Annotated in this window: 18 protein-coding genes and 1 pseudogene; 3 read left to right on the top strand and 16 right to left on the bottom strand. The window is 60.2% G+C overall.

Annotated elements, in window-relative coordinates; all coding sequences use genetic code 11:
• Positions 1–28: 28 nt before the first annotated feature.
• From ACGHIZ_RS05545 to ileS, 6 genes are all read right to left on the bottom strand, one after another.
• A complete protein-coding gene (locus ACGHIZ_RS05545) occupies positions 29–1,276 on the bottom strand; it encodes a deoxyguanosinetriphosphate triphosphohydrolase family protein (protein WP_390449801.1) in 1,248 nt (415 codons plus the stop codon).
• 31 nt (positions 1,277–1,307) lie between these two features.
• Positions 1,308–1,730: a prepilin peptidase gene (locus tag ACGHIZ_RS05540; protein ID WP_390449797.1), complete on the bottom strand. Its 423-nt coding sequence runs from the start codon at positions 1,728–1,730 to the stop codon at positions 1,308–1,310.
• Positions 1,731–1,811: 81 nt separating this feature from the next.
• Entirely contained in the window at positions 1,812–3,107 is a 1,296-nt protein-coding gene (locus ACGHIZ_RS05535; RefSeq protein WP_195245800.1) for a glycosyltransferase family 2 protein, read from the bottom strand.
• Between the two features lie 82 nt (positions 3,108–3,189).
• Positions 3,190–4,203: an RluA family pseudouridine synthase gene (locus ACGHIZ_RS05530; RefSeq protein WP_195544366.1), complete on the bottom strand. Its 1,014-nt coding sequence runs from the start codon at positions 4,201–4,203 to the stop codon at positions 3,190–3,192.
• Complete coding sequence (lspA, locus tag ACGHIZ_RS05525; protein ID WP_390449794.1) at positions 4,203–4,760, bottom strand: signal peptidase II; 558 nt, start codon at positions 4,758–4,760, stop codon at positions 4,203–4,205. The genes ACGHIZ_RS05530 and lspA overlap by 1 nt, the downstream gene beginning before the upstream one ends.
• Before the next feature lie 415 nt (positions 4,761–5,175).
• Entirely contained in the window at positions 5,176–7,953 is a 2,778-nt protein-coding gene (ileS, locus tag ACGHIZ_RS05520; RefSeq protein ID WP_390449881.1) for an isoleucine--tRNA ligase, read from the bottom strand.
• 510 nt (positions 7,954–8,463) lie between these two features.
• Between ileS and ACGHIZ_RS05515 the strand changes: the two genes are divergently transcribed.
• On the top strand, positions 8,464–9,546 hold the full coding sequence (locus ACGHIZ_RS05515) for an iron-containing alcohol dehydrogenase family protein (RefSeq protein ID WP_390449791.1): 1,083 nt from the start codon (positions 8,464–8,466) through the stop codon (positions 9,544–9,546).
• 48 nt (positions 9,547–9,594) lie between these two features.
• Here the strand turns inward: ACGHIZ_RS05515 and ACGHIZ_RS05510 are convergent, their stop codons facing one another.
• Positions 9,595–10,056, bottom strand: a complete 462-nt coding sequence (locus ACGHIZ_RS05510) for a DUF523 domain-containing protein (protein ID WP_390449878.1) — start codon at positions 10,054–10,056, stop codon at positions 9,595–9,597.
• 75 nt (positions 10,057–10,131) lie between these two features.
• Positions 10,132–12,024, bottom strand: a complete 1,893-nt coding sequence (ftsH, locus tag ACGHIZ_RS05505) for an ATP-dependent zinc metalloprotease FtsH (RefSeq protein WP_171021520.1) — start codon at positions 12,022–12,024, stop codon at positions 10,132–10,134.
• 122 nt (positions 12,025–12,146) lie between these two features.
• Here ftsH and ACGHIZ_RS05500 point away from each other — a divergent pair, with 122 nt between their 5' ends.
• Complete coding sequence (locus ACGHIZ_RS05500) at positions 12,147–12,602, top strand: cob(I)yrinic acid a,c-diamide adenosyltransferase (protein WP_390449875.1); 456 nt, start codon at positions 12,147–12,149, stop codon at positions 12,600–12,602.
• A gap of 129 nt (positions 12,603–12,731) precedes the next feature.
• Here the strand turns inward: ACGHIZ_RS05500 and ACGHIZ_RS05495 are convergent, their stop codons facing one another.
• The 5 genes and pseudogenes from ACGHIZ_RS05495 to thyA form a co-directional block, all read right to left on the bottom strand.
• On the bottom strand, positions 12,732–13,361 hold the full coding sequence (locus ACGHIZ_RS05495; protein ID WP_390449872.1) for an MATE family efflux transporter: 630 nt from the start codon (positions 13,359–13,361) through the stop codon (positions 12,732–12,734).
• Between the two features lie 222 nt (positions 13,362–13,583).
• Positions 13,584–14,081 (bottom strand): annotated as a pseudogene (locus ACGHIZ_RS05490) (MATE family efflux transporter); the annotation flags it as partial.
• A gap of 125 nt (positions 14,082–14,206) precedes the next feature.
• Positions 14,207–15,121, bottom strand: coding sequence for a TrmH family RNA methyltransferase (locus ACGHIZ_RS05485; protein WP_390449789.1), 915 nt, complete (start codon positions 15,119–15,121; stop codon positions 14,207–14,209).
• Positions 15,122–15,230: 109 nt separating this feature from the next.
• Positions 15,231–15,749 carry a dihydrofolate reductase gene (locus ACGHIZ_RS05480; RefSeq protein ID WP_390449786.1) on the bottom strand — a complete coding sequence of 173 codons (519 nt, stop codon included), beginning with the start codon at positions 15,747–15,749 and terminating at the stop codon, positions 15,231–15,233.
• Between the two features lie 9 nt (positions 15,750–15,758).
• A complete protein-coding gene (gene thyA, locus ACGHIZ_RS05475; RefSeq protein ID WP_390449783.1) occupies positions 15,759–16,607 on the bottom strand; it encodes a thymidylate synthase in 849 nt (282 codons plus the stop codon).
• Positions 16,608–16,825: 218 nt separating this feature from the next.
• Between thyA and ACGHIZ_RS05470 the strand changes: the two genes are divergently transcribed.
• Positions 16,826–17,590, top strand: coding sequence for a NifB/NifX family molybdenum-iron cluster-binding protein (locus tag ACGHIZ_RS05470; RefSeq protein ID WP_390449780.1), 765 nt, complete (start codon positions 16,826–16,828; stop codon positions 17,588–17,590).
• Positions 17,591–17,706: 116 nt separating this feature from the next.
• On the opposite strand, the gene ffh is transcribed toward ACGHIZ_RS05470, so the two are convergent.
• From ffh to smc, 3 genes are read right to left on the bottom strand one after another with little or no spacing between them, the layout of a single operon-like run.
• Positions 17,707–19,173 carry a signal recognition particle protein gene (gene ffh / locus ACGHIZ_RS05465; protein WP_390449777.1) on the bottom strand — a complete coding sequence of 489 codons (1,467 nt, stop codon included), beginning with the start codon at positions 19,171–19,173 and terminating at the stop codon, positions 17,707–17,709.
• A gap of 10 nt (positions 19,174–19,183) precedes the next feature.
• Positions 19,184–20,101: a signal recognition particle-docking protein FtsY gene (gene ftsY, locus ACGHIZ_RS05460; protein ID WP_195544374.1), complete on the bottom strand. Its 918-nt coding sequence runs from the start codon at positions 20,099–20,101 to the stop codon at positions 19,184–19,186.
• On the bottom strand, positions 20,101–23,637 hold the full coding sequence (gene smc, locus ACGHIZ_RS05455) for a chromosome segregation protein SMC (RefSeq protein WP_390449774.1): 3,537 nt from the start codon (positions 23,635–23,637) through the stop codon (positions 20,101–20,103). Before smc ends, ftsY begins: the two co-directional genes overlap by 1 nt.
• Positions 23,638–23,640: the final 3 nt, after the last annotated feature.

Genomic DNA, 23,640 nt, shown 5'->3' with positions numbered 1-23,640 from the left:
CACTAACAGTATACCGAATTAATACGAACTACCGTTCGTTAATATAGGTACGGTGCGGAAACTCCAGACCAGGGAACAGCTTGCTCGTCAGCTCGCAGAAATAACCGTCCGTCATGCTCGCGATATAATCCACCACGGCTTGATCCTTGTCGTCCTGCCAGGCATAGGTGCGATCATAGTAGGAAAGCTGCTGCTCAATGCGCGAAATATGGTGCTTAAAGATGTAAGAGGACTCGTCGCCACTGTTAAGATCCCGCAGGCAACGGTCGTAGAGCTTTACGAACGCCTCGCGCAGCTCCGCCTCGGAATCGCCTTCGATACCGCCCTTGCTATAGATCTTCTCGTAGTTCTCGCGCTTGGCTCGGCGAATTTCCTCAAACAGGTCCTCGCTCATCCCGATGCGCGGCTTACCATAGCTGTGCTCAACGATATCGATGGAGGCATGCGTGAGGATCCAACTGTTGTAGGCACCGCCCCGGCCATCATCAAAAGCGTCGGGCGAAAGCAGGCCCGCCGCGATCGCATCCTGACGGTCACGACCGACGTAGGCAAGAATATCCGAGATGCGAACGACGCAGCCCTCGAGCGTCATGGGGCGCAGATGCTCAATTGCGCTATAGCCCGTGGCAATGCAATCCTCAACCGTCTGGTCAAACTGGTCAAAGGAGCCCATGTCCGAGAGCTCAAACACACGCTGCTCGTACTCGCCGTTATGGCATAGCACGCCGTCAAGCGTCTGGAGCGACACGTTGCGGCCATACAGCGTGTCGAGCACTCGGACCGACTGCACGTTATGGAAAAAATAACGCCCCGTACGCTCATGATAGATATCGTTGAGGAAGCGCTCGCCGGCATGGCCGAAAGGCGTGTGTCCCAAGTCGTGACCCAGGCCAATCGCCTCGATCAAATCGCAATTGAGCCCCAAGGCGCGACCGATATCGCGCGCAATGCGGGAGACAAGCTGCACGTGCAAACCGCGGCGTGACAGATCGTCATTGCTACGGAAGCTAAAGACCTGCGTTTTACCTGCATAACGGGTGTACGACGGAAGATGAAGTATCTTTTCGGTATCGCGCATAAATGCCGGACGCATGAGCGTGCCTTTGTCGGCAGCGCGATCAATACGACGAATGACCTGATCGTCGTTGCAACGATACGGGTTGACGACACCCGAGGCGCGGTCGGCGGCAATACGCTCGACCAGATCGGGCGACAACGCCGCGGGAATGCGGTCCATGCGCGCCTTAATGACGGCCGTTTCTTGATTAGATTCCATGGCATGCTCCTTAAAAAGGATGCGCAATCGGTTACAAAGTGCAGCCCACGACCTCGATTATGGCAAAAATCGGCACTAAAAACGGGAGCAATGGCAGGGAGCGCGATTTTGCGATGAGGCAAGCGACGGCAAGGGTCAGGAGCGCAACCGCAAACGCGACAACGCCGCCCAGGGGATCGAAGGTACAAAGGGCAAAGAGTGCCTTGACGTCCCCCATGCCAATGCCAGGAGCGTGGCGAACTCTACGCCAGAGCGACTCGGTAAGCACAAGGCCAAGGTAGACGATGACCGCAAGACCGGCGTGGTCAAGCGCTGTGTTCAAACCGAGGTCGAGCCAAACGCCCGCCAACGCCGCCACGGCACATGCGCCGGCAAGCCCATTGGGAAACCGTCGCTCTCGGGCATCAATTGCCACGCCGGCAAAGATGCAAATCCAAAACGGGATATAGATCATCGAAAACCTCCTTGAGCAGCTGCTCAAAAGCAAAAACCACCACAAAGGTGCCTGTCCCCTTTGCGGTGGTTTTGGTGGTGGTTATTTGGCGCCTTGCATGACCTCGTCAAGGGTAACGCTGACGGCGTGCTGCGTCGGGACCCAGTCGACCTTCAGGAACAGCGCGGCCACCGTGATGGGGATATAGCTGAACATAAAGATCGGGAAGGTAAACAGGTTAGTCACCAGACGCCACTTTTGCGCGCAGTGAATGTGCTTGTACTCAAAGATAGTCGTGAGCAGCGCCAGGATAAAGAAAGTCAGATACATCATGGCGAAGGTCATAATGAGCGAAGCGGCACAGGCCTGCATCTCGACTTCGGTAGCCAAAAAGCCGTGCGAGAGTCCACCCACGATCAGGAACGTCGCATTGGCGAGCATCGAGATGAGCGACAGCAGCATACCCGGGGCGATCGTCATGAACATGTCGTAGGCGGCAAAGCGATGGTAGCGGAAGGTCGACTTGACCAGGTGCTTACCGTAAGTAAAGAACACCTGGTAGAAGCCCTTGGTCCAACGCATGCGCTGTTTCCAGGACGCCTTAAACGTCACGGGTTGTTCGTCAAAGAACTCCGCCGGCGCATAGCCAATGCGAATGCCGTGAATGGCGCAGAACGTGGTGAACTGAATGTCCTCGGTCAGCGTGTGGAACTGCCAACCGTGCATGCCCTCGATAACGCTGGCGGAGATGAGGTAGCCCGAACCCGAAACAGCGCAGGACGTCTTGCAGATATTACGCGCGTTGTTGAGGAAGCGCGCCTCACGCAGGTACCACGTGGCATTAGCAGCCGAGATCCACGAGCTGCCGAAGTTCTTGGAATTGCGATAGCTCGTGACCACATGGAAGCCCTGGTCAAAGGCATCATTCATCTTGGAAACGTAATCGCGGGAGATAACGTTATCGGCATCGAAGATAAAGTAGCCCTCAAACGTGTCGGGATACTCGTTGAGAATGCGGTCGAAGCCAAAGTCCATGACCCAGCTCTTGCCCTTGCGGGCCAGGTCATTGCGCTCGTAAACAATGGCACCGGCCTCGCGCGCGAGCTGCGCCGTGTTGTCGGTGCAGGCATCGGCGACCACGAAAACCTCGATGAGCTCGGACGGATAATCCTGGTCCTTGATGGAGCGAACGAGGTTGGCGATCACGGCCTCCTCATTATGCGCCGCGATAAAAAAGGCATAGCGATGGAGTTTTTTGGCCTTGGGAGGCGCGACCTCGCCACGAAGAGCGCCAATGACAAAGAAGACCACCTGGTACAGAAAGCAGACCGTGAGCAGCGTGACGACAATCTGGTTGAAGATCACGATGGGTGTGTTGGTTTGTAAAAAGGCGAGCATGCAGGCTCCCAGCAACGCGTAACGTAAACAATCGTATATCTTACCGCAGGCTTACCGAGTTCAAGAAACCACCTAATACTGGCTAGGCTTCGAGAAGACCGAGCTGCGGAACGATTTCATCTCCAACGGCCGTGCGACCGAGCGAGCGCGGAGCCAGATCGTCGAGAACCGCAGCGAGATCCCACGGCAACTCGTCGCGGCACTCAATGCGCTCCCCCGTCACGGGATGGTCGAACGCCACGCGCCAGGAATGAAGGAACTGCCTGGTCAGGCCCTGGTCGGCGCGCGCATCGCACTTGCCGTAGAGTGGATCGCCCACGCAGGCGTGGTTGATATGACGCATATGCACGCGAATCTGGTGCGTGCGACCGGTAAACAGATGGCACTCAACGAGCGTATAACCATCGTCAAAGCGCGTGGAATCAAAGCGCTCGAGGACTTTAAAGGTCGTAATGGCCTGACGGGCAAAGGGGTCGTCCGAAACCGCCATCTTGACGCGGTCGCGCGTAGAACGGGCGATACCGGTATTGATGGTGCCCTCGTCCATGGCGATGTGCCCGTGGACAAGCGTGATATAGCGGCGGTCGAGCGTACGCGTGCGAATGAGATTTTGAAGCGCGCGCTGGGTGTCGTCGTCTTTTGCCGCGAGCATAAGGCCCGAGGTATCGCGATCCAGGCGATGCACGATGCCGGGGCGGTCCTCACCCTGCACAGTACCAAGATGATCGATGCCGCAGTGGTAGACCAGAGCGTTCGCAAGGGTGCCGCTCTCGTGGCCATGGGCGGGATGGCACACCAGGCCCCGCTGCTTGGAGAGCACGATAAGGTAGTCGTCCTCGTAGCGGATATCGAGGGGAATGGCCTCGGGAATCACGTCGGTCGGGTCGTGCGGCTCGGGCAAGTCGACCGAGATGCGATCGCCGGCGCGTACGGCGTACTTTTTAGAGAGACAAGTCTCACCGTTGACGGCAACGGCGCCTCCCTCGATCAGATGCGCGCAGGCAGAGCGCGTGGGACAGCCATCGTTGGCGCCCAAATAGGCGTCAAGACGCTGACCAGCGGAATCGTCGGCAACAAGAATATGGATGTCGGCCATTAACGCTCATTCCTTTCGCGAATCTTGCGGGCACGCTCCCCACGCTGCTTGGCTTTGCGCTTAGCGCGGGCCTCATCACGGGCATTGAGCTCGGCAGTCGCATCGACTTCGCGGGCAGCAGGGCTCAAGAACATGTAGCCGATGAGGGCAAGCACGACGCCTACGGTGATGCCAATATCGGCCACGTTAAAGACGGGAAAGTCGATGAAGGTGGTGGCAATAAAATCGGTCACGAAGCCAAAGGCCAAACGATCGATAGCGTTGCCGATAGCACCGCCCGCAACCATCGCCATGCCCACAACCTCAAGATGGGCGAGCTGGGGCGCACGAACGAGGTACACGGCAATAGCGATAATGACCGCCAACGCCAGCACGGCAAACGCGATGCCATGCCCCTCGCCCATGCTAAAGGCAGCGCCGATATTGCGGACAAACAGGAAGTCGATCACGCCGGGGATGACGGTCACATGCAGTGCATCGCCCACGGCACGAACCGCAAGCTTGGTCAACTGGTCAACAAGCAGCACAACCAGCGCCACCCCACCAGCAACACCCAACCGCCAACGCAAAGGCGGCGTCATATCCCCAGCACGACCCAAAGAAATCCCCTACCCTCAGAACAATCGAATTCCGTTTAACGCAATTAACCATCTTATATTGCCACACGCAGAGCGCACGACATATTCGCTAACGCCAGATAAATAACCAGCAAAAAAAGAAAGCGGCATTCCGAATAACGGAATGTCGCTTAATAGCTTTCGACTAAAAGCGCAAGTCGAAAGAAAGCCTCTTGCTCCAGCAATGGAAACGCCGCGTTATCGTCACCAACAGCGAAAACGTCCCTAAGCGAGCAAGGTGACGTGAAAGAGGAGGGAAGCGTACTTTGGTACGCGACCGACGATTGAACGTCAGATTGCCGCTTAGGGGCGTTTGCAGCGTCGGTAGGTTACGGCGTTCTACGAACGCCGTAACCTACAGCGCATCAGCGCAGCGCTTACAGATATGCGCGTGGCCGTTGTACTCGCCAACGGTGGTGCGGTAGTTCCAGCAACGGTCGCAGCACTCGCCCTCGGCAGCTTCAATGGCAACGGAGAGTTCCTCGCCCTGGGTCAGCTCAACATCGGAGACGATGTAGAACTCGGCCAGGTCGACGGCCTTATCACCGGTCAGCAGCGCGTACATCTCGGCGGGAACGACCGCCTTGACGCGGACCTGCTGGCTCTTGGTGAAGGTGCCGGCAGAACGGGCATCCTCAAGGGCCTTGGTCACGGCGCTACGGAGCTCGAGCGAAGCCTCGAGCACGCCCTCGAACTCATTGGCCTCGTCGACCGTGATGGGCGACTTGTACCAATCGAGCAGCGCGGCGTACTTCTGGTGATCGACGCAGCCAGCGGGCGCATATGCCATGGCCTCGTCAACCGTGTAGGACAGGATCGGCTGCAGGTCGCGCATGAGCATCGAGAAGAGCTCGGCCAGCACGGTCTGGGCGCTGCGGCGCTCGAGCGAGCCGGGCTTATCGCAGTACAGACGGTCCTTCAGGGCGTCGAGGTACACGTTGGAAAGCTCGGTAACCACGAAGTCATAAAGCGCACGGTAAGCGCGCGGGAACTCGTAGCAAGAGTAAGCGTCGTCGACCTCGGCCTGAACCTGAGTCAGGCGGGCAACCATGAGCTTGTCGAGCGGCAGCAGGTCGGCAAAGGCGACGCCGTCGGTCTCGGGCTCAAACTGACCCTCGAGCTCGGAGAGCAGGAAGCGCAGCGTGTTGCGGAAACGACGGTAGGCATCGGACGTACGAGCGAGAATCTCGTGGTCGATGGAAACGTCGGAGCTGGTGTCGACGGAGGCAACCCACAGGCGGATGATGTCGGCGCCCATCTCGTCACAGACCTTATTGGGGTCGATGACGTTGCCGAGCGACTTGGACATCTTGCGGCCCTGGCCATCGAGCGTGAAGCCCTGCGAGACGACCGCCTTGTAAGGAGCATGGCCGTTGGCGCCCACCGAAGTGAGCAGCGAGCTCTGGAACCAACCGCGATGCTGGTCGGATCCCTCGAGATACACGTCCGCCGGGTACTCAAGCTCGGGGCGATACTCGCAGACGGCCTTCCAGGAAACGCCGGAGTCCCACCACACATCGAGGATGTCCTTATCGGCCTTGAGGTGATGGCCGCCGCACTTGGGGCAGACGCAAGCCTCGCCCAGGTAGCTCTCGGGAGCGTCAGTAAACCAGGCGTCGGAGCCCTTCTCGTGGAAGAGCTTGATGACGGCGTCGAGCGTGGCGTCGTTCATGACCTTCTCGCCGCAGTCGGCGCAAGTGTAGCTGGGGATAGGCACGCCCCAGTTGCGCTGGCGGCTGATGCACCAGTCGGGACGCTGCTCGACCATGGCGCCAATGCGGTTGGCGGCATGGGCCGGATACCACTTGACGTTCTCGCGGACCTCCTTGCCAGCCTGCTCACGCAAACCGGTCTTGTCCATCGAGACAAACCACTGGTCGGTAGCACGGAAGAGCACCGGGTGCTTGCAGCGCCAGCAGTGCGGATAGCTGTGCGTGATCTTCTTCTCGAGGACCAGGGTGCCGCGCTCGCGCAGGAAATCGATGATGTGCGGGTTGGCCTCGTCGGTATCCATACCGCTGAAGGGGCCACCGGTGCCAAACTCCTCGCCGGTATAGAACTTGCCGTCGTCATCGACCGGCATGCAGATGTCGGTGATGCCCTCCTTGAGGCAGGCAAAGTAATCGTCGACGCCGTGGCCGGGCGAGTTGTGGACGATACCGGTACCGTCATCGACACCGACGTAATCGGCCAGCAGCGCCACGCCCTCGACACCGTCAAAGATCGGCTGCTTATAGTGAATGTGATGGAAGGTCTCGGCGGGAACCACATAGGGCTTGCCGTCGACCACAACCGGGGTGTACTCCCAGCCAAACTCCTCGCAGCACTTGGGAGCCAGGTCCTCGAGCATGACCTCGGCGCGGCCGTCGTGCTCAACGGCGACGTAGGCGGCGCCGGGCTTGAGAGAAACGGCCTGGTCGGAGGGGATGGTCCACGGCGTGGTCGTCCAGATGATAAAGTCAACCGGGCCGTCGAAGTTCTCGAGGCCGGCGGGCTTGGAGGTCATCTCAAAGCGCACGAAGATGGACGGGCTCGTCTCGTCAGAGTACTCGATCTCGGCCTCAGCGAGTGCGGTGTGGCAGTGCTTGCACCAATGGACGGGCTTGTGACCGCGATAGATCATACCCTTATCGAACATGGCCTTGAAGACCTCGATGTCGGCAGCGTCATGCTGGTGATAGAGCGTCAGGTAGGGGTTGTCCCAGTCGCCAAGCACGCCCAGGCGACGGAAGCCGGCCTTCTGCAGCTCGATGTTCTCGACAGCGAACTTGTTGCAAAGCTCGCGGATCTTAGCCGTGGAGGTCTGGTTGAACTTCTCGGTGCCGAGCTTCTCCTCGACCTTATGCTCGATCGGCTGGCCATGGCAGTCCCAACCGGGGACATAGGGAACCTCATAGCCCTGCATCATCCAGTAACGGTTGATCATGTCCTTGGAGATCTTGTTCATGGCGTGGCCGATGTGGATCGGGCCGTTGGCGTACGGAGGGCCGTCGTGCAGCACGAACTTCTTGTGACCCTCGTTCTTCTTCAGAACCTGCTCGTAGACCTTGTTGTCCTGCCAGTCCTTGAGTCGCTTGGGCTCGGACTTGGAAAGACCGGCACGCATGGGAAAACCGGTCTTGGGCAGATTCATCGTCTGCTTGTACTCGTTTGCCACGGTACCCCTTTCATGTCGTGGGCGCGCACGCCCGTTGGGCACCAAAAAAGCGCCCGTCCCTACAAGCTGGGACGAAGCGCCACAAAACGGACTGTACGCCCGCAAAAGCTCTTCGTTTAACCACCCAGCTTAGATGCCCTCGCCCGCGTATTCGCGCGCTCGCATCCGTTACTCGGCTGGCCTGTATCGACGACCATCTCGGCGATGTCTACTAAGACGAACCTGCGCGGCACGTCCGTTGGGACCGCAGCTCCGGGGTGATTTTCATCGGTCGCATGCACGGGTTCTCAGCGCTCCCCGCTCTCTGTAGCATGCGGACGGCCGACTACTCGTCCCCATCAACGCTTATGCGGAGTATGCTAGCACGTTCCGCGCCAGCGAAAAACCCTCAACACTGGTTTTATACGTTCGAAATTTCTTGCGGCCGTGGACCTTCTCCTGGAGCAAAATACCTGTAAGCACTTTATCGAACGAAAGAAGGTTGCTATGCGCACGATTGGAATGAGCGACTACACCGTTGGCGAGGATTGCTTTGACGAGCTGCCCGGCGCGCTGGCCGAGTACGGCGCGAAGAAGGTCGCGATCATCGGTGGCAAGCGAGCCCTGGCTGCGGCGCTGCCGGGCATCGAGGCTGCGCTGGCAGGCACCGACGTCGAGATTCTGGAGACGCGCGTCTACGGCACCAACAGCACGCGCGCCAATATCGCCAAGGTCGTGAACTCCCCCGCTTGCCAGCAGGCAGACGTGCTTATCGCCTGTGGCGGCGGCAAGGCACTCGACACCGTGAAGACCGCAGCCATCGAGCTCAAGAAGATCGTCTTCACCGTCCCGACGATCTGTTCCAACTGCTCGGCCGCGACCGCCATTGCCGTCGTGTACAACGACGACGGCTCGCTCGAGGGATATTCGTACCCCAACCGACCTGCGCATATCTTCATCAACCCCAAGATTATCGCCGAAGCTCCGGCGGAGTACTTCTGGGCCGGCGTGGGCGATGCCCTGTCCAAGCAGCCCGAGGTCGAATACGCCACGAGCGCCGGTAATTTGGAGCATACCGCCGGTCTTGGCCTGGCACTCGCCCACACCTGCTCCGAGCCGCTGTTTACTTATGGCGTCCAGGGTCTTGAGGACGTGCGCCGGAATCTGTCGAGCGAGGCCGTCAAGCAGATCGCGCTCGACATCGTGGTCAACACGGGCTATGTCTCGAACCTGACCAACCAAAACGATTACTACTACAACTCGAGCGTGGCGCACGCGTTCTACAATGCGACGTGCAGCATTCCGCGCGAGGGAACCTATCTGCACGGTGAGGTCGTGAGCCTGGGCGTGCTCGTGCTGTTTGCCTATACGGGCGATACCGAGAACCTTGAGCGCTACGCCGCCTTTAACAAGCAGATGGGGCTGCCCGTAACGCTTGAGCAGGTCGGGCTTTCCGAGACCGATATCCCTGCCCTGTGCGAGCACGCGCACGCCACCAACGAGTGGAAGCAAGGCAACCCGGAGTCCTTCACCGACGAAAAATTCGCCGCCGCCATCAAGGCCGCCAACGCCTACGGCCACACGCTCTAGACCCAGGCCAAAACCACCACAAGGGAGCAGCACCTTTGTGGTGGTTTTTTATTGCTCCAGCATGCTGGGGTCGAACTCGCTAGCCGGGATCACGCGATAACCGTGGCGGAGCAGTAAATCAACGAAGACTCCGTTGCCCGCCGTAAGGGTGCCGCTGAATGTTCCGTCGTAGATGCGACCCGCGCCGCACGAGGGACTACGGTCCTGCAGGATGCACGCGGCGATCTCTTCCGGCCCGCCCGCCTGCTCGCACATATCGAGCGCTCGTTGGGCACCCAGGCGAAATTCGCGATCGACCGATATGCCCTCGCAGGTACGAACCTCTCCGTTCACAATCTCGGACGGCTTGCGCGGCGTGGGCAGGCCCCCAAAGACCTCAGGGCACACCAAGAGGACCTCGGTCCCTGTACGCTCGCAGGTCTCGACCAACTCGCGATGGTAGTTGTCGAGCCCGTTATACTTGCAGCTCTCGCCCATCAAGCAGGCGCTCACCACGATCTTCATTTCCATCTCTCTCAAGCAAAACGCCCCATTTGAGAAAGCTGCTCAAATGGGGCGTCGGCGTTTACTGGCTCGGCCGCGGCTTTACTGTTGCTTGGGCATCAGCGGATTCTCGCGCGTGAGGAGGTTCATGAACTCCTCGCCCGTGATGGTCTCCTTCTTATACAGATAACGAGCCAGCTCGTGGAGCTTAAACTTGTTCTCCTTCAGAATCTGCAAAGCGCGGTCGTGCGCATCCTCGATCAGCTTGGCGACAATCGCGTCCACGCGCTCGGCCGTACCGGGGGCGCAGGTGAGCGACGTGTCCTGATTGAGATACGCGTTCTGCACGGTACCGAGCGCCATCATGCCAAACTCGTCGGACATACCAAAGCGCGTCACCATATTACGGGCGAGCTTGGTGGCCTGCTCGATATCGTTGGCGGCGCCGGTCGTCATCTCACCAAAGATGAGCTCCTCGGCTGCGCGGCCACCGCAATAGACAGCGAGCTTGTCCAAGACCTCCTGGCGCGTCGTCAGGAAGCGCTCGTCCTCCTCGACCTGCATGGTATAACCAAGAGCACCGCTCGTGCGCGGCACGATGGTGATCTTCGTGACCGGCGCAGAGCCCTTCTGGCGGGCAGCGACGATGGCATGGCCGATCTCGTGATAAGAAACGACCTGCTTCTCGTGGTCGGACAGCACCGTGGACTTACGCTGTTGACCGGCAATGACGACCTCCACCGACTCCTCGAAGTCGTCCTGGGTTGCACGCTTGCGACCCTCGCGAACGGCGCGCAGGGCGCCCTCGTTGATGATATTGGCCAGGTCGGCGCCCGAGGCACCGGGCGTGGCGCGGGCAATCGCGGTCAGGTCGATCGGCGGCTCGGTCTTCACGCTCTTGGCATGCAGCTCGAGGATGTTCTTGCGGCCGGTCAGATCGGGCAGCTCAACGGGGATGCGGCGGTCAAAACGACCGGGGCGCAGTAGAGCGGGATCGAGACTGTCGGGACGGTTGGTTGCGGCAAGGACAACGATACCCTTGTGGTTATCGAAGCCATCCATCTCGGTCAGCAACTGATTGAGCGTCTGCTCGCGCTCGTCGTTGCCGCTAAAGCCGCCGCCATCGCGCTTCTTACCGATGGTATCGATCTCATCGATAAAGACGATACACGGGGCCTTTTCCTTGGCCTGCTTAAACAGGTCACGAACCTTTGCAGCGCCGCGACCAACAAACATCTCAACGAACTCAGAGCCCGAAATGCTAAAGAACGGAACACCGGCCTCGCCGGCAACAGCCTTGGCAAGCAGGGTCTTACCGGTACCCGGAGGGCCAACAAGGAGAGCACCGCGCGGCAGCTTGGCGCCGATCTCCTCGTAGCGCTGCGGCTTCTCCAGAAAGTCGACGACCTCCTTGAGAGACTCCTTGGCCTCTTCCTGGCCGGCGACGTCCTTAAAGGTCACGCCCACGTCCTTGGAGGCGATCACGCGCGCGCCGGACTTACCCAGTCCGCCGCCGCCAAAACCGCCGCCGCCAAAGTTCATCGACGGGCCGTCATCGCCCATAGCCTTCTTCATGCGGCGGTTGAGCCACCAACCGATGAGGAAGAAAATCGCCATGGGAAGAATGAGTGTGAGCAGGTAGTAGGTCATCAAACCCGAGTTCTTATCGGGAACGACCGACTCCAGCGAAGCGCCAGACTCAAGCACGCGATCGGTAAAGCCCGCATCGTTCGGCACACCGGTCGTCTTATAGGCGATGTTCTCGTCCTCGCCCTTCTTGGTGTAATAAATCGAGTAATCGTCCGTGTTGTACTCGACCTTGTCGACACTCTTCTTATCGAGCGCTTTGACAAACGTCGAGTAATCGGTCTTCGTAATCTGCTGCGTGTGACCGATGTTGGGGAACAGAACGGTCGAGAGCACGAGGTAGACGACGAAGGCGATGAGCACGTAGAGGATCATATTCCGTCTACGCTTGTTGTCATCCATCTCCATCTGCTTGAACTCCATCTACTGGGGTTGATAATGCTTTCTAGAATACCCAACCCGGACGGCGATAAACCGACGCCGGGCACGAAAGGACAGAGATGGCATCACTGTAAGTCGGCAAGGTTCAAATCTATACAGGCGACGGCAAGGGCAAGACGACGGCTGCGCTGGGGCTCGCCTTGCGCGCGACGGGCTACGGACTCGACGTGCTTATGCTGCAGTTTGCCAAGAAACCGCACTGCGCCGAGCATGGTGCGGCGCCCCGTTTGGGTCTGCGCATCGTACAGGCCGACCGCGACACGCCCGAGGCCTGCGCGGCACAGATTCTGGAGCTCGCACACGAGCAGATATCACAGGTCGATGTTCTGATTTTGGACGAACTCGGCGAGGCCATGCGCCGAGGTTTCGTGACGCGCAAGGATGTGGAGGGGCTGATCGCACTGAAGCCTACCACCACAGAGCTCATGCTCACCGGCCGCGGGCTGCTGCCGTTGGCCGACCTCGCGGACTTAGTCACCGAAATACGTCCCATCAAACACTACTTCGACGAAGGCCTCCTAGCCCGCCAAGGCATCGAATACTAATTGATTCGTTTTCCGCCAACACCTACAGCTCATAAGGAAGTTGCGGTGGAATAGTACTTGTTTGACGGTCCGCAAGGGCTTTTCAGGAACTATTTCACCGCAACTTATCAGGGGTATCTGACGGATGAGCTAGGCGGTGGCGCGACCTAGCCAGTTGCCGCTGTGGTGGTAGATGGTGAACATGGTTGCGGTGATGAGCCAGGTTACGGGGTAAACCAGCAGTAGATGCTCGAGCGACGGATCGAAGGGCATGATCGCAAACACCCAGATCACCCTCAAGACAACGGTGCCAAAGATGGTGAGCATCATAGGCTGCAAACTCACGCCGGCGCCGCGGATGGAACCCGAGGCGTTCTCGATAATCGAGAAAATCGCATAGAACGGCGCAATGAAATGGAGGATAGTCGTGGTGTACGCCGAAATCGAAGCATCGTCGACAAACAAACGCGACAGCGGGCCCGAGAACACCAGCAGCACGGCAGACAGGCCACCAATGAGCATAAACGACAGCACGAGCGACGTATGGTAGCCCTTGCGCATGCGCTCGTAGTTGCGCGCGCCAAAGTTCTGCGCCGAGAACGTAGTGATCGATACGCCGAGCGCCTCGGTCACCATCCAGATAATGCCATCCAGGCGCCCAGATAGACCCCAAGCAGTCGTGACATCGGCGCCAAACGAATTAACCGACACCTGGATCAGCACGTTCGAGATCGAATAGGCAGCCGATTGAAAACCGAGTGGCAGACCACACGAGATCATACTCTTGCAAATACCGCGATCGATGCCGAGCTTAGATAGCGAAAGACGCCATGCACCCGGAGCGCGCAACATGCGCAACACGATCATCGTGGCGTTGGAGCAAATGGTCAGCGCCACCGCGATGCCGCAGCCCAGAGCCTCCATATGAAGCACGGCAACGAAGATGACATCCAGCACCGCATTAACAAGGCAGCCGGAAGCGATAATCACAGCAGGCCCGCGTGTGTCGCCCACGGCGCGCAGCAATGCCGTTCCCATATTGAGCAGCAGCGCCGCAACCATGGCGGCAAAATAGCAACGAGCATAGGCCGCGCCCTCGGCCAATAGTTCATGCGGCGTGTTCATAAGCACCAGCATGGGCTAAACGAACACTATGCCAAGAATCGAGAAAACGATACCGCCCACCAGTGCGAGCGTCATGGCTGTATGGACCGAACGACTCAGTCGCTCATCATCGTGCTGGCCAAAATACTGACCGGTAATGACCGCGCAGCCGGCGCCGACGCCAACGCAAAAGCCAATGCAGAACTCGGTGAGCACCATCGTGGCTTGAATGCCACCCAGCGCGAGCTTGCCGCCAAACTGGCCAACGATATACGTACCGAAAAGCGTGTAGGCCTGCTGAAAAAACGAACTAAAAAAGATGGGAACGCACAGCGACAGCAGCTGTTGCCAAATGACACCCTGCGTTACATCGATAGCCGTAGATTTCTTAGCCACACGCCCTCCCCGCCAACGTATGTTAAACAACAAAACGGCAATTTAAGACCAAAGCCAATATCAGCTTAGCACCGACTGGCGTCGACCGAAACACCCCGAATCAGAGCCAGGTGCGAAATATCTGCCTAGTGATACAAACCCGGCTGGTAGTGATACTCATTGCTCGCGTGCGGGCACAGCTGCCAAAAGGCGACGGCGCTCGCCGCGGCCACGTTAAGCGAATCGACCCCGTGCGCCATCGGAATGCGCACCGCGTGGTCACAGCCGGCAATGGTCTTGGCGCCCAAGCCGGCACCCTCGGTACCCATAAAGATTGCCAAGCGGTCAATCTCCTGCAGCACGGGATCGTCCAGCGATACGGAATCGTCCGTCAACGCCATAGCGGCACACGAAAAACCGGCATCGTGCAACGCGCTCAGACCATCATGCGGCCACACACGAGCCTCGCTGCCAATGCGCGTCCACGGCACCTGAAACACGGTGCCCATGCTCACGCGGGCCGAGCGACGATACAGCGGATCGCAGCACGTAGGGCTCACCAGAATTCCGTCGACATTGAGCGCGGCACCCGAGCGGAAAATCGCGCCGACATTGGTGTGATCGACAATACCCTCAAGCACGCACACGCGCACCGGACGATCCCCCGCCGCCTCGACGACGCCGCCCAAGAACTCATCAACCGGAATCTGACGCGGGCGACGGAACGCCGCCAGCGCGCCGCGCGTCACGTTAAAGCCCGTCAACTGCTCCATGAGCTCCATGGAGGCGACGAACACAGGAACAGGACCCGCGCCCTCGCGCACGACTAGGCGCTCAAACAGCGGCATCATCTGGTCGAGCCAGCGCTCGCCCAAAAGAAAGCTCACCGGCTGATATCCGGCACGCACCGCACGCTCGATGACCTTGGCGCTCTCGGCGATAAAGATGCCCTTTTGCGGCTCCAACACGCAGCGCAGCTCGCGCTCGGTCAGTCGCACGTAGGCATCGAGCCGCTCGTCCTCGAGCGAATCAATTCGCAGAACCTCAACGGCATCAGTCATAGCAGCCAGCCCGCACCCTTCTTTACAGCACATCTATACCAAACGAGGCGACGCTAAGCGCCGCCCCATGCATTCAATCAACCCGATGATACCGTTCACGCCAGACGATTTACGCCTCGATGCGACGATACGTCACGAACTCATAATTGACGCCCTCGTCACCCTCACCGGCGGCAATCGTCGCGACCCCGCTACGCTGCGCAATCTCCCACGCGGGATCGGCGTCCAAGTCGGGAAAGTACGTGTCCACGGGATGGACGCAGTGGTTATGAGTGACCTCGGCCTCCACGCAGTACGGCAAAAACTGCCGATAGACATCGCCGCCACCGATCACCCAGGCAACGAGCCCATCGGCAACCGCAGAGAGCGCTTCGTCAACGCTATGCACCACGTCGACGCCCTCGTGGGTAAAGCCCATATCGCGCGTAAGCACGATATTGCGGCGGTTCTTGAGAGGACGCCCGCCGGGAAAACTCAGCAGCGTCTTACGTCCCATGATAACCGGGCAGCCCTTGGTGCAGGCCACAAAATGGCGCATATCGGCGCGATTGGACACCACCATGTCGCCCTCGCACCCAATGCCCCAATCGTCACACACGGCGACGATAGCAGATAGCTTACACGTCATGAGCACCACCTACACCGCAATGGGAATGTTCTTGACCTGCGGGCCGTGCTCATAGCCCTCGACGATCAGGTCATCGGTCGTAAACGCATAGAAGTCATGCACATCGGGGTTGAGCGTTACCTTGGGTGCCGCAAACTGCGGACGCTCGATAAGCTCGCGGACGATATCGACATGACGATCATAGATATGGGCGTCGGCGATCACGTGCAGCAGCTCACCGGGAATCATATCGACCGACTGCGCGACCATCATCAGCAAAATGGCGTACTGGCACACGTTCCAGTTGTTCGCGGCCAAAATGTCCTGGCTGCGCTGGTTGAGAATCATGTTGAGCGTCGGCTTGTCGTCCTGAGGACGCTGCGTCACGTTATAGGTCACGCTATAGGCGCACGGATAAAGGTGCATCTCGGACAGATCGCTAAACACGTACGTATTGGTCATAATGCGGCGACTATACGGCGTGTGCTTAAGGTCGTACAGCACACGGTCCATCTGGTCGAAGTCGCCCTCGACGTAATGGCTCTTCTGACCAATCTGATAGCCGTAGGCTTTACCGATGGAACCGGTCTCATCGGCCCACTCATCCCAGATATGGCTGTTGAGATCATGCACGTTATTGGACTTCTTTTGATAGATCCACAGAATCTCGTCCATGGCAGACTTAAGCGCCGTACGACGCAGGGTGAGCGCGGGGAACTCCTCGCGCAGATCATAGCGCGCCGTGACACCAAAGTTTTTAATGGTATAGGCAGGGGTGCCGTCCTCCCACACCGGACGGACCTTTTGGCCCTCGGTGGTGGTGCCATGGTCCAAGATATCGCGGCACATGGTTACAAACTGCTGATCAGCATTGCTCATTGACCCTCCTGTCAGTCGCCTATAAGCGAGATTTATTGTAGCCCAGGCGCGCGAGTGTCGAATTGGACACTTAGTCCGGCACACGCAATGCACGGCAGCGCGGCTCCGCATGCGGCAACGAGGCATCTTAGCCTTTTTCTGACATATGACAGAAATGCCTTGCGCCCAACGACTAACGCGTTATCCTATTGTTGACATATGTCAGATAAGGAGTGTGCATGGCAGGAAGACGCGAAAAACTGCGCCGCGTCGGGATCATCCCCGAATACCGCGGCTTTACCCCCGATGGCCTGGCCAGCGGTGATGCCATCGACATGACCGTCGACGAGCTTGAGGTGCTGCGCCTGTGCGACCTGGAAGGTCTCAACCAAGAGGCGGTCGCCCAGCAGATGGGCATCGCCCGCGCAACGGTGGCGGCCATTTGCAGCCGCGCGCATCGCAAGGTGGCCGAAGCGCTGGTCAACGGACGAGCGCTCGTCATCGCGGGCGGCAATATCGCGTACTCCCCCATCACCACGACGACGGCCGCATGGCCAGCAAAGGAGGTCGGCACCATGAGGGTGGCAACGACGTACGACAACGGCAACATCTTTATGCACTTTGGCCGCAGCGAGCAGTTCAAGATCTACGACATCCAGGATGGCAAGGTGCTCAACGAGCAGGTCGTAGGCACCGGTGGCACCGGCCACGGCGCCTTGGCGGGCCTGCTTGCCAACGGTGGCGTTGACACGCTCATTTGCGGCGGTATCGGCGGCGGCGCTATCAACGCGCTTGCCCAAGCCGGCATCACGGTCTATGCGGGCGCCCAGGGCAGCTGCGATGCCTGCGTCGAGGCCCTCATTGCCGGCACGCTCGCACAGAACGGCGAGGCCACCTGCGACTGCCATGGACATGATCACGAGCACATCCACGAGCATGGCGAGTCCTGCGGCTGCCACGGTCACCACGACCATGACGGGCACGAAGGCTGCGGCTGCCACTAGCGGCAAGCACCTCGTCGAGAACGCGCTTCCACGCGTGCGACAACCAGCGAACAAACGGCGAAGGCCGCCTGGAATACCATCCAGGCGGCCTTCGCCATACACGACTCAACTAGTCGTTACTTCTTGTTGCGCATCTGCGCTTCCATCTGGCGCAGCAGCTCCATATCGGACTTGGGGCCGCCCGTTCCCAGGCCGCCCATGCCGCCCAGCCCCATGGCATCCAGACCGGGAATATTGGGCATGCGCATCTTTTTGCCCTTCTTACCCTTCTTGCCGCCGGCCTGCGCCTGATTGGCCATCGTGCGCATGCGGCCCATCATCTTATTCATCTCGCCCCACTGCTTCATAAGGCTATTGACCTCGGTGGGGGTCACGCCGGCGCCCTTGGCAATGCGGGCACGGCGCTGGCCGTTGATGATGGAGGGGCGAAGGCGCTCCTCCTTGGTCATCGACATGATGATGGCCTCGTTCTTATCGAAGATACCTTCGTCCAGGTTACCACCCATCTGGTTAAGCGCACGCTGGCCACCGGGGAGCATGCCCAGAATGCCCTTCATGCCGCCCATCTTCTTGACGGCCTTCATCTGGTCGAGCATGTCGTTCATGGTAAAGCCCTCGCGCAGCATGCGCTCGGCGGCCTCGAGCTGCTCGGCGTCGGTCGCCTCCTGGGCCTTCTCGATAATGCCGACAACGTCGCCCATACCCAGAATGCGCTTGGCCATACGATCGGGGTAGAACGGCTCCAGCGAATCGGGCTTCTCGCCCATGCTCACAAACTTGATGGGCTTGCCGGTCACCTGGCGCACGGAAAGCGCGCCGCCGCCACGGGCGTCGCCGTCGAGCTTAGAGATGATCACGCCGTCAAAGTCGGTGCGCTCGGCGAAGGTCGAGACGACGTTGACGATATCCTGACCGGTCATGGCATCGACGACCATCAGCACCTGATCGGGCTTGACGGCCTTCTTGATGTCCACGGCCTCCTGCATCATCTGCTCATCGATCTGAAGACGTCCGGCGGTATCGACGATGACCACATCGCGCAGGTGGTCGACGGCCTCCTGGATGGCGCCCTTGGCGATATCGACCGGGTGCGCACCGTCGCCGCGGAAGACCGGTACGCCGATCTCGCCACCGAGCGTGGCCAGCTGGTCGGCAGCAGCGGGACGGTAGACGTCGCACGCGGCGAGCAACGGCGAGCGACCCTGCTTCTTGAGCAGGTAGGCCAGCTTTACGGCAGCCGTGGTCTTACCGGAGCCCTGCAGACCCACAAGCATGATGACATTGGGAATACGGTTGCTAAAGACGAGCTTGCTCTCGGTGGAGCCGAGCATCTCGGTAAGCTCGTCGAGCACGATCTTGACGACGTTTTGCGCCGGAGAGAGCGACTCCATGACCTCTGCGGTCATGCAGCGCTCCTTGGTCTTGGCGACGAACTCCTTGACGACCTTAAAGTTAACGTCGGCCTCGAGCAGCGCCATGCGAATATCGCGCATGGCCGAAGTAATATCGGCCTCGGTAAGCTTGCCCTTGCCGCGCAGGCGGTCAAATGTGTCGTTGAGGCGATCGCTCAGGGAATCAAACACTAGTCACTCCTTAATTGGACTCGCCCACCAGGGCGCGGCAGAAATCTTTGGCATTGAACTCCTGCAGGTCATCGACCTGCTCGCCCACGCCCACGCGCAGGATCGGGAGCTTGAGTTTCTCGGCCACGGCCATGGCGATACCGCCCTTAGCCGTGCCGTCGAGCTTAGTCATGATAATACCGTCCAGGCCCAGCGCCTCGTTAAATTCGAGCGCCTGGTTCAGACCGTTTTGGCCCGTCGCGGCGTCGATCACAAGCACGACCGAAACCGGCATGGGACCGGCGGCCATATTGGCGGCGCGCTTACGGGTCACATTGACCACCTTGGCAAGCTCGCGCATGAGCTCAGGGCTCGTGTGCAGACGGCCGGCGGTATCGATAAGCACCAGGTCGCTGCCGCGCTTGTCAGCCTCGTCGAGCACGTCGTAGCAAACACTTGCCGGGTCGGAGCCGCGGTCGCGCTTGATGACGGGGACGCCGGCGCGCTGGCCCCACACATCGAGCTGCTCGATAGCGGCAGCACGGAAGGTATCGGCCGAACCGATCACGACGTTCTTGCCGCGGGCGGCCATGGCGCTCGCGATCTTACCGACCGTCGTGGTCTTGCCGGCACCGTTAATGCCCACAAACAGCACGCAGCTCGGCGTATCGGAAAACGGATCTCGCTCGATGGGCACAAAGTGCTGCTCAAGCTGCTCGGCCAGGGCACGGCGAAGCTGCGGAGCGGTCTTGAGGTTCTTCTTGGCCGCGGCATCGCGCAGGTCATCGGAGACCTTGATAGCGACCTCGGCGCCCATGTCACCCATGACGAGGGTGTCCTCCAGGTCCTCCCAAAAATCCTCGTCGACCTCGCCGCCAAAGTAGAAGACCTCGTTGAGGGCCTCGCGGCTGCGCTCAAGTCCGCGCGAGAGAGCATCGAAGAATCCCATTATGCATTCACGACCTTTCCGGTTTCGCGATCGAGTTTTTGAGAGACGACGCGACTGACGCCGTCGGCTTGCATCGAGACGCCATAGAGGACGTCAGCGTCCTCCATAGTACGGCGCTGATGCGAGATAACCAAGAGCTGCGTATCGGAACGCAACACATCGAGCGCGCCGATGAGCTTGGACAGGTTGGCGTCATCGAGCGCCGCCTCGACCTCGTCCAGCACATAGAACGGCACCGTGCGCGTGCGATACACGGCAAAGAGCAGGGCGAGCGCCGTCAGACTCTTCTCGCCGCCCGACATGAGCATCATCTTGGTGATGCGCTTGCCGCGCGGCTGCGCCACGACCTCGATACCCGTCTCGGCAGGATGCTCGGGATCGGTCATCTCCAGATGAGCCTGGCCGCCCGGGAAGAGCATAGCGAAGATCTCGCGGAAGTTCGCGTCGACCTTCTCAAACGTCACCAGGAAGGCTTTGCGCATCTTGCGATCAATGGCCACCGTGATCTTGGTGAGCGCCTTGCGCGCGCTCTCCAGATCGGCCAGCTGCTCCTCGATGTAGTCGGCGCGACGCTTGAGCTGCTCGTACTCCTCCATGGCAACTTGGTTAACGGGACCAAGGTTGTTGATCTGGCGCACAAGCTGGTTGAGTTCGCGCTCGGCGGCATCGCGGTCCGTGGGCGCCGGAAGCATGAGCGCTTCCTCGAGTACCGTGGTGCCATCGGCGGTAATGGCCTTAATGACGGCCTCTACCTGCACCTCGAGCTTGCCACGCGCGACCTTGAACTCGTTTTGCGCGGCGGAGGCGGTATCGACTCGCTCCTTAGCGCGGGCAACCTCTGCCTTGGCATCCTCGATGGTCTTCTTGAGCGAAGCGGAGTCCGCCTCCTCCAGAGAGGCCTGGTCACGCAGGCGCGCTGCCCAATCCGACGCGCGTTCCAACAGGGCAGAATAGCGTTCGTGCATGGGGTCGACGCGCAGGCGCAGCAGCTCGAGCGAGCGCGAAGCCTGGCGTGTTCCGCGGATACGACGGTCGATGCCCTCAAGACGATGCTCAAGGTCGGGCACGCGGCCCTTCAGCGAACGCAGGCGCTCGCTCGTCTGGGCCAGGCGCACCTTGGCATCGGCGAGCTTACCGGCGGCCTCGGAATCGTCACGGCGAACGCGATCGAGCTCATCGTTGGCCTCGGCAATCTGGAGACCCAGGTCGCTTGCCTGTGCACGCGCCTCGTCACGCGAACGGGTGAGCTCGTCAACGCGCGGGCGCGCGGCACGAACGGCCTCGGCAGCCTGCTCGCGGCGCTTGGAGATGCGCACGCGCTCGACCTCGGCATTGTTGGCGCTTTGCTCCAGGCGGCCGATCTCGGAGAGCAGCGAGCGGCGCTCGCCCTCAAGACGGGCGATCTCGCCGGCGGCATCGCCCTCAGCGGCACGCGCTTCCTCAACGGCCGCATTGGCCTCGACGACCTGTTCCGACACATGCTCAAACACGGCAGCCAGATCGGGCTCCAGGCCCTCCAGCTCGCGAATGCGACGCTTGCGCTCCAGAGCGCCCGACGCCTCGCCGGCATCGAGGCCCACGCGCACCAGGCCGCCACAGCTTACGCGGGCGCCATCGGGAGTCACGTAGGTCACACCGTCAACGACAGGCGCGGCCAGCGCGGCAGCCAAGTCATCGACCATGTAATAGCCGCCGAGCAGCGCCTCGACGACGGGTCCGTAGCCTGCGCGCACGGACAGACGATCAACCAGACGGGTACCGGCAGCGCCCTCGGCGGCAGCAGAGCCGCTCACGCCGCGCGCCACCAGCAGCGCCTCGCCTGAGGCCTTCTTCTGGCCCAGAGCCGCACGACCGGCACGCTCAAGCGTAGCGGCGTCATCAAACAACAGGGCATCGATATCGCCGGCGAGCAATTGCTCAACCAGGCCCTCAAGCTCGCGCGGGGCCTCGAGCACGTCGCCCAGACGACCCGAGACATCGTCGCCCAGCGCACCCACCAGCCGGCTCACGAGTGGCGAGCTGTCGGCCATGCGGGCATCGAGTTTCTTATGACTGGCAAGCTCCGAGCGCACCTCGGATAACTTGTTGCGCGCCTCGCTCTCGCGGGCACGCAGGTCCTTCAGGACCGCGCGTGCCGTCTCGGTGGCCTCACGCGCATCGACCTGAGCCTGGCGCGCTTCCTCAAGAGCGCCCTCAAGCTCCTCGGCGCGGTCGCGACGGCTCTCGAGCGAGGCCGTGACCTCCTCGAGCTGTTCATCGATCTGCTCCAGGCGCGAGGCATACATGTTGTCCTCGACCTCGGCATTGCTCAAGGAATCCTTCACCTTAGCGAGCTCGAGCGCGGCGTTATCGGCCACGCGCTGCACATCGCGTTGCTCACGCGTAAGCTGCGAAATCTGATTGTCGAGCGCCACGCGCCGCTCGTGGAGCTCTGCGGCGGCAGGACCAGCGGCGTCAACGTCCTCCTGGGCCTGCATGTGCGCGCCGGTCACTTCCTCAAGCTGCGCACGGGCGTCCTCGAGCTCCTCGACCACGCGACGACGCTGATGCTCGGAGCTCGAAATCTGCCCGCGCATGTCAGACAGGCGCGACACCATGTTGTGACCCTTTTCCTCGAGCAGGCGCATGTCGGAGTTAATACGGCCGACCACATCTTGCATATGACGGCGCTGCTCGCCCAGGTCGCCCACAAACAGGCCCTTTTCCTCGAGCAAGACCTGAAGCTTCTCGAGCTCGCGCTCCTTTTCGTCCAAGCGGTACTGCGCAAGCTCCAGCTCGGCGGCGCCTTCCTTGGAACGGCTCTCCAGGTCGTTCCACTGCGACTGCAGCGAACGCAGCTCGTCGACGGCTAGCATCTGCGTAAGCTCGTTCGCACGCGAGGACAGCTCTTTGTACTTGCGCGCGCGATCGACCTGACGCTCCAACGGTCGCAGCTGACGGGCGATTTCCTTATTGATGTCGCGGGCACGCGTCAGGTGCTCGTCCATCGACTTAATCTTTTTGAGCGCACGCTCCTTGCGGCGCTTGTGCTTGGAGATGCCGGCGGCCTCCTCGATGAGGGCACGGCGCTCCTCGGGGCGGCTCTGCAAGATGGCATCGAGCTTGCCCTGGCTGATGATGGAATGTGTATCCTTGCCCAGGCCCGAATCGTGCAAGATGTCCTGAATGTCCATCAGGCGGCACGGGCTCGAGTTGATGAGGTACTCGCTTTCGCCCGAGCGATACATACGACGGGTGATGGCGACCTCGTCAAAATCGACGGGCAGCATATGGTCCGAGTTATCGAGCACAAGCGTGACCTCGGCGACACCCACCGGCTTGCGCGCTGACGAGCCCGAGAAGATGACATCCTCCATGGCCTGGCCGCGCAGCTGCTTGGCGCTCTGCTCGCCCAGGACCCACAGAATCGAGTCAGAGATGTTCGATTTTCCCGAGCCGTTGGGACCGACGATGACGGTCAGGCCCGGCTCAAACGTCATATGGGCGCGGTCGGCAAACGATTTGAACCCTTTGAGCGTGAGGGACTTGAGATACACGGT

The organism is Collinsella sp. i05-0019-G5 (genome assembly GCF_042851345.1).
Classification (GTDB): Bacteria; Actinomycetota; Coriobacteriia; order Coriobacteriales; family Coriobacteriaceae; genus Collinsella.
The sequence above is the reverse complement of the archived record's forward strand: the minus strand, read 5'-3'. Positions and strand labels throughout refer to the sequence as shown.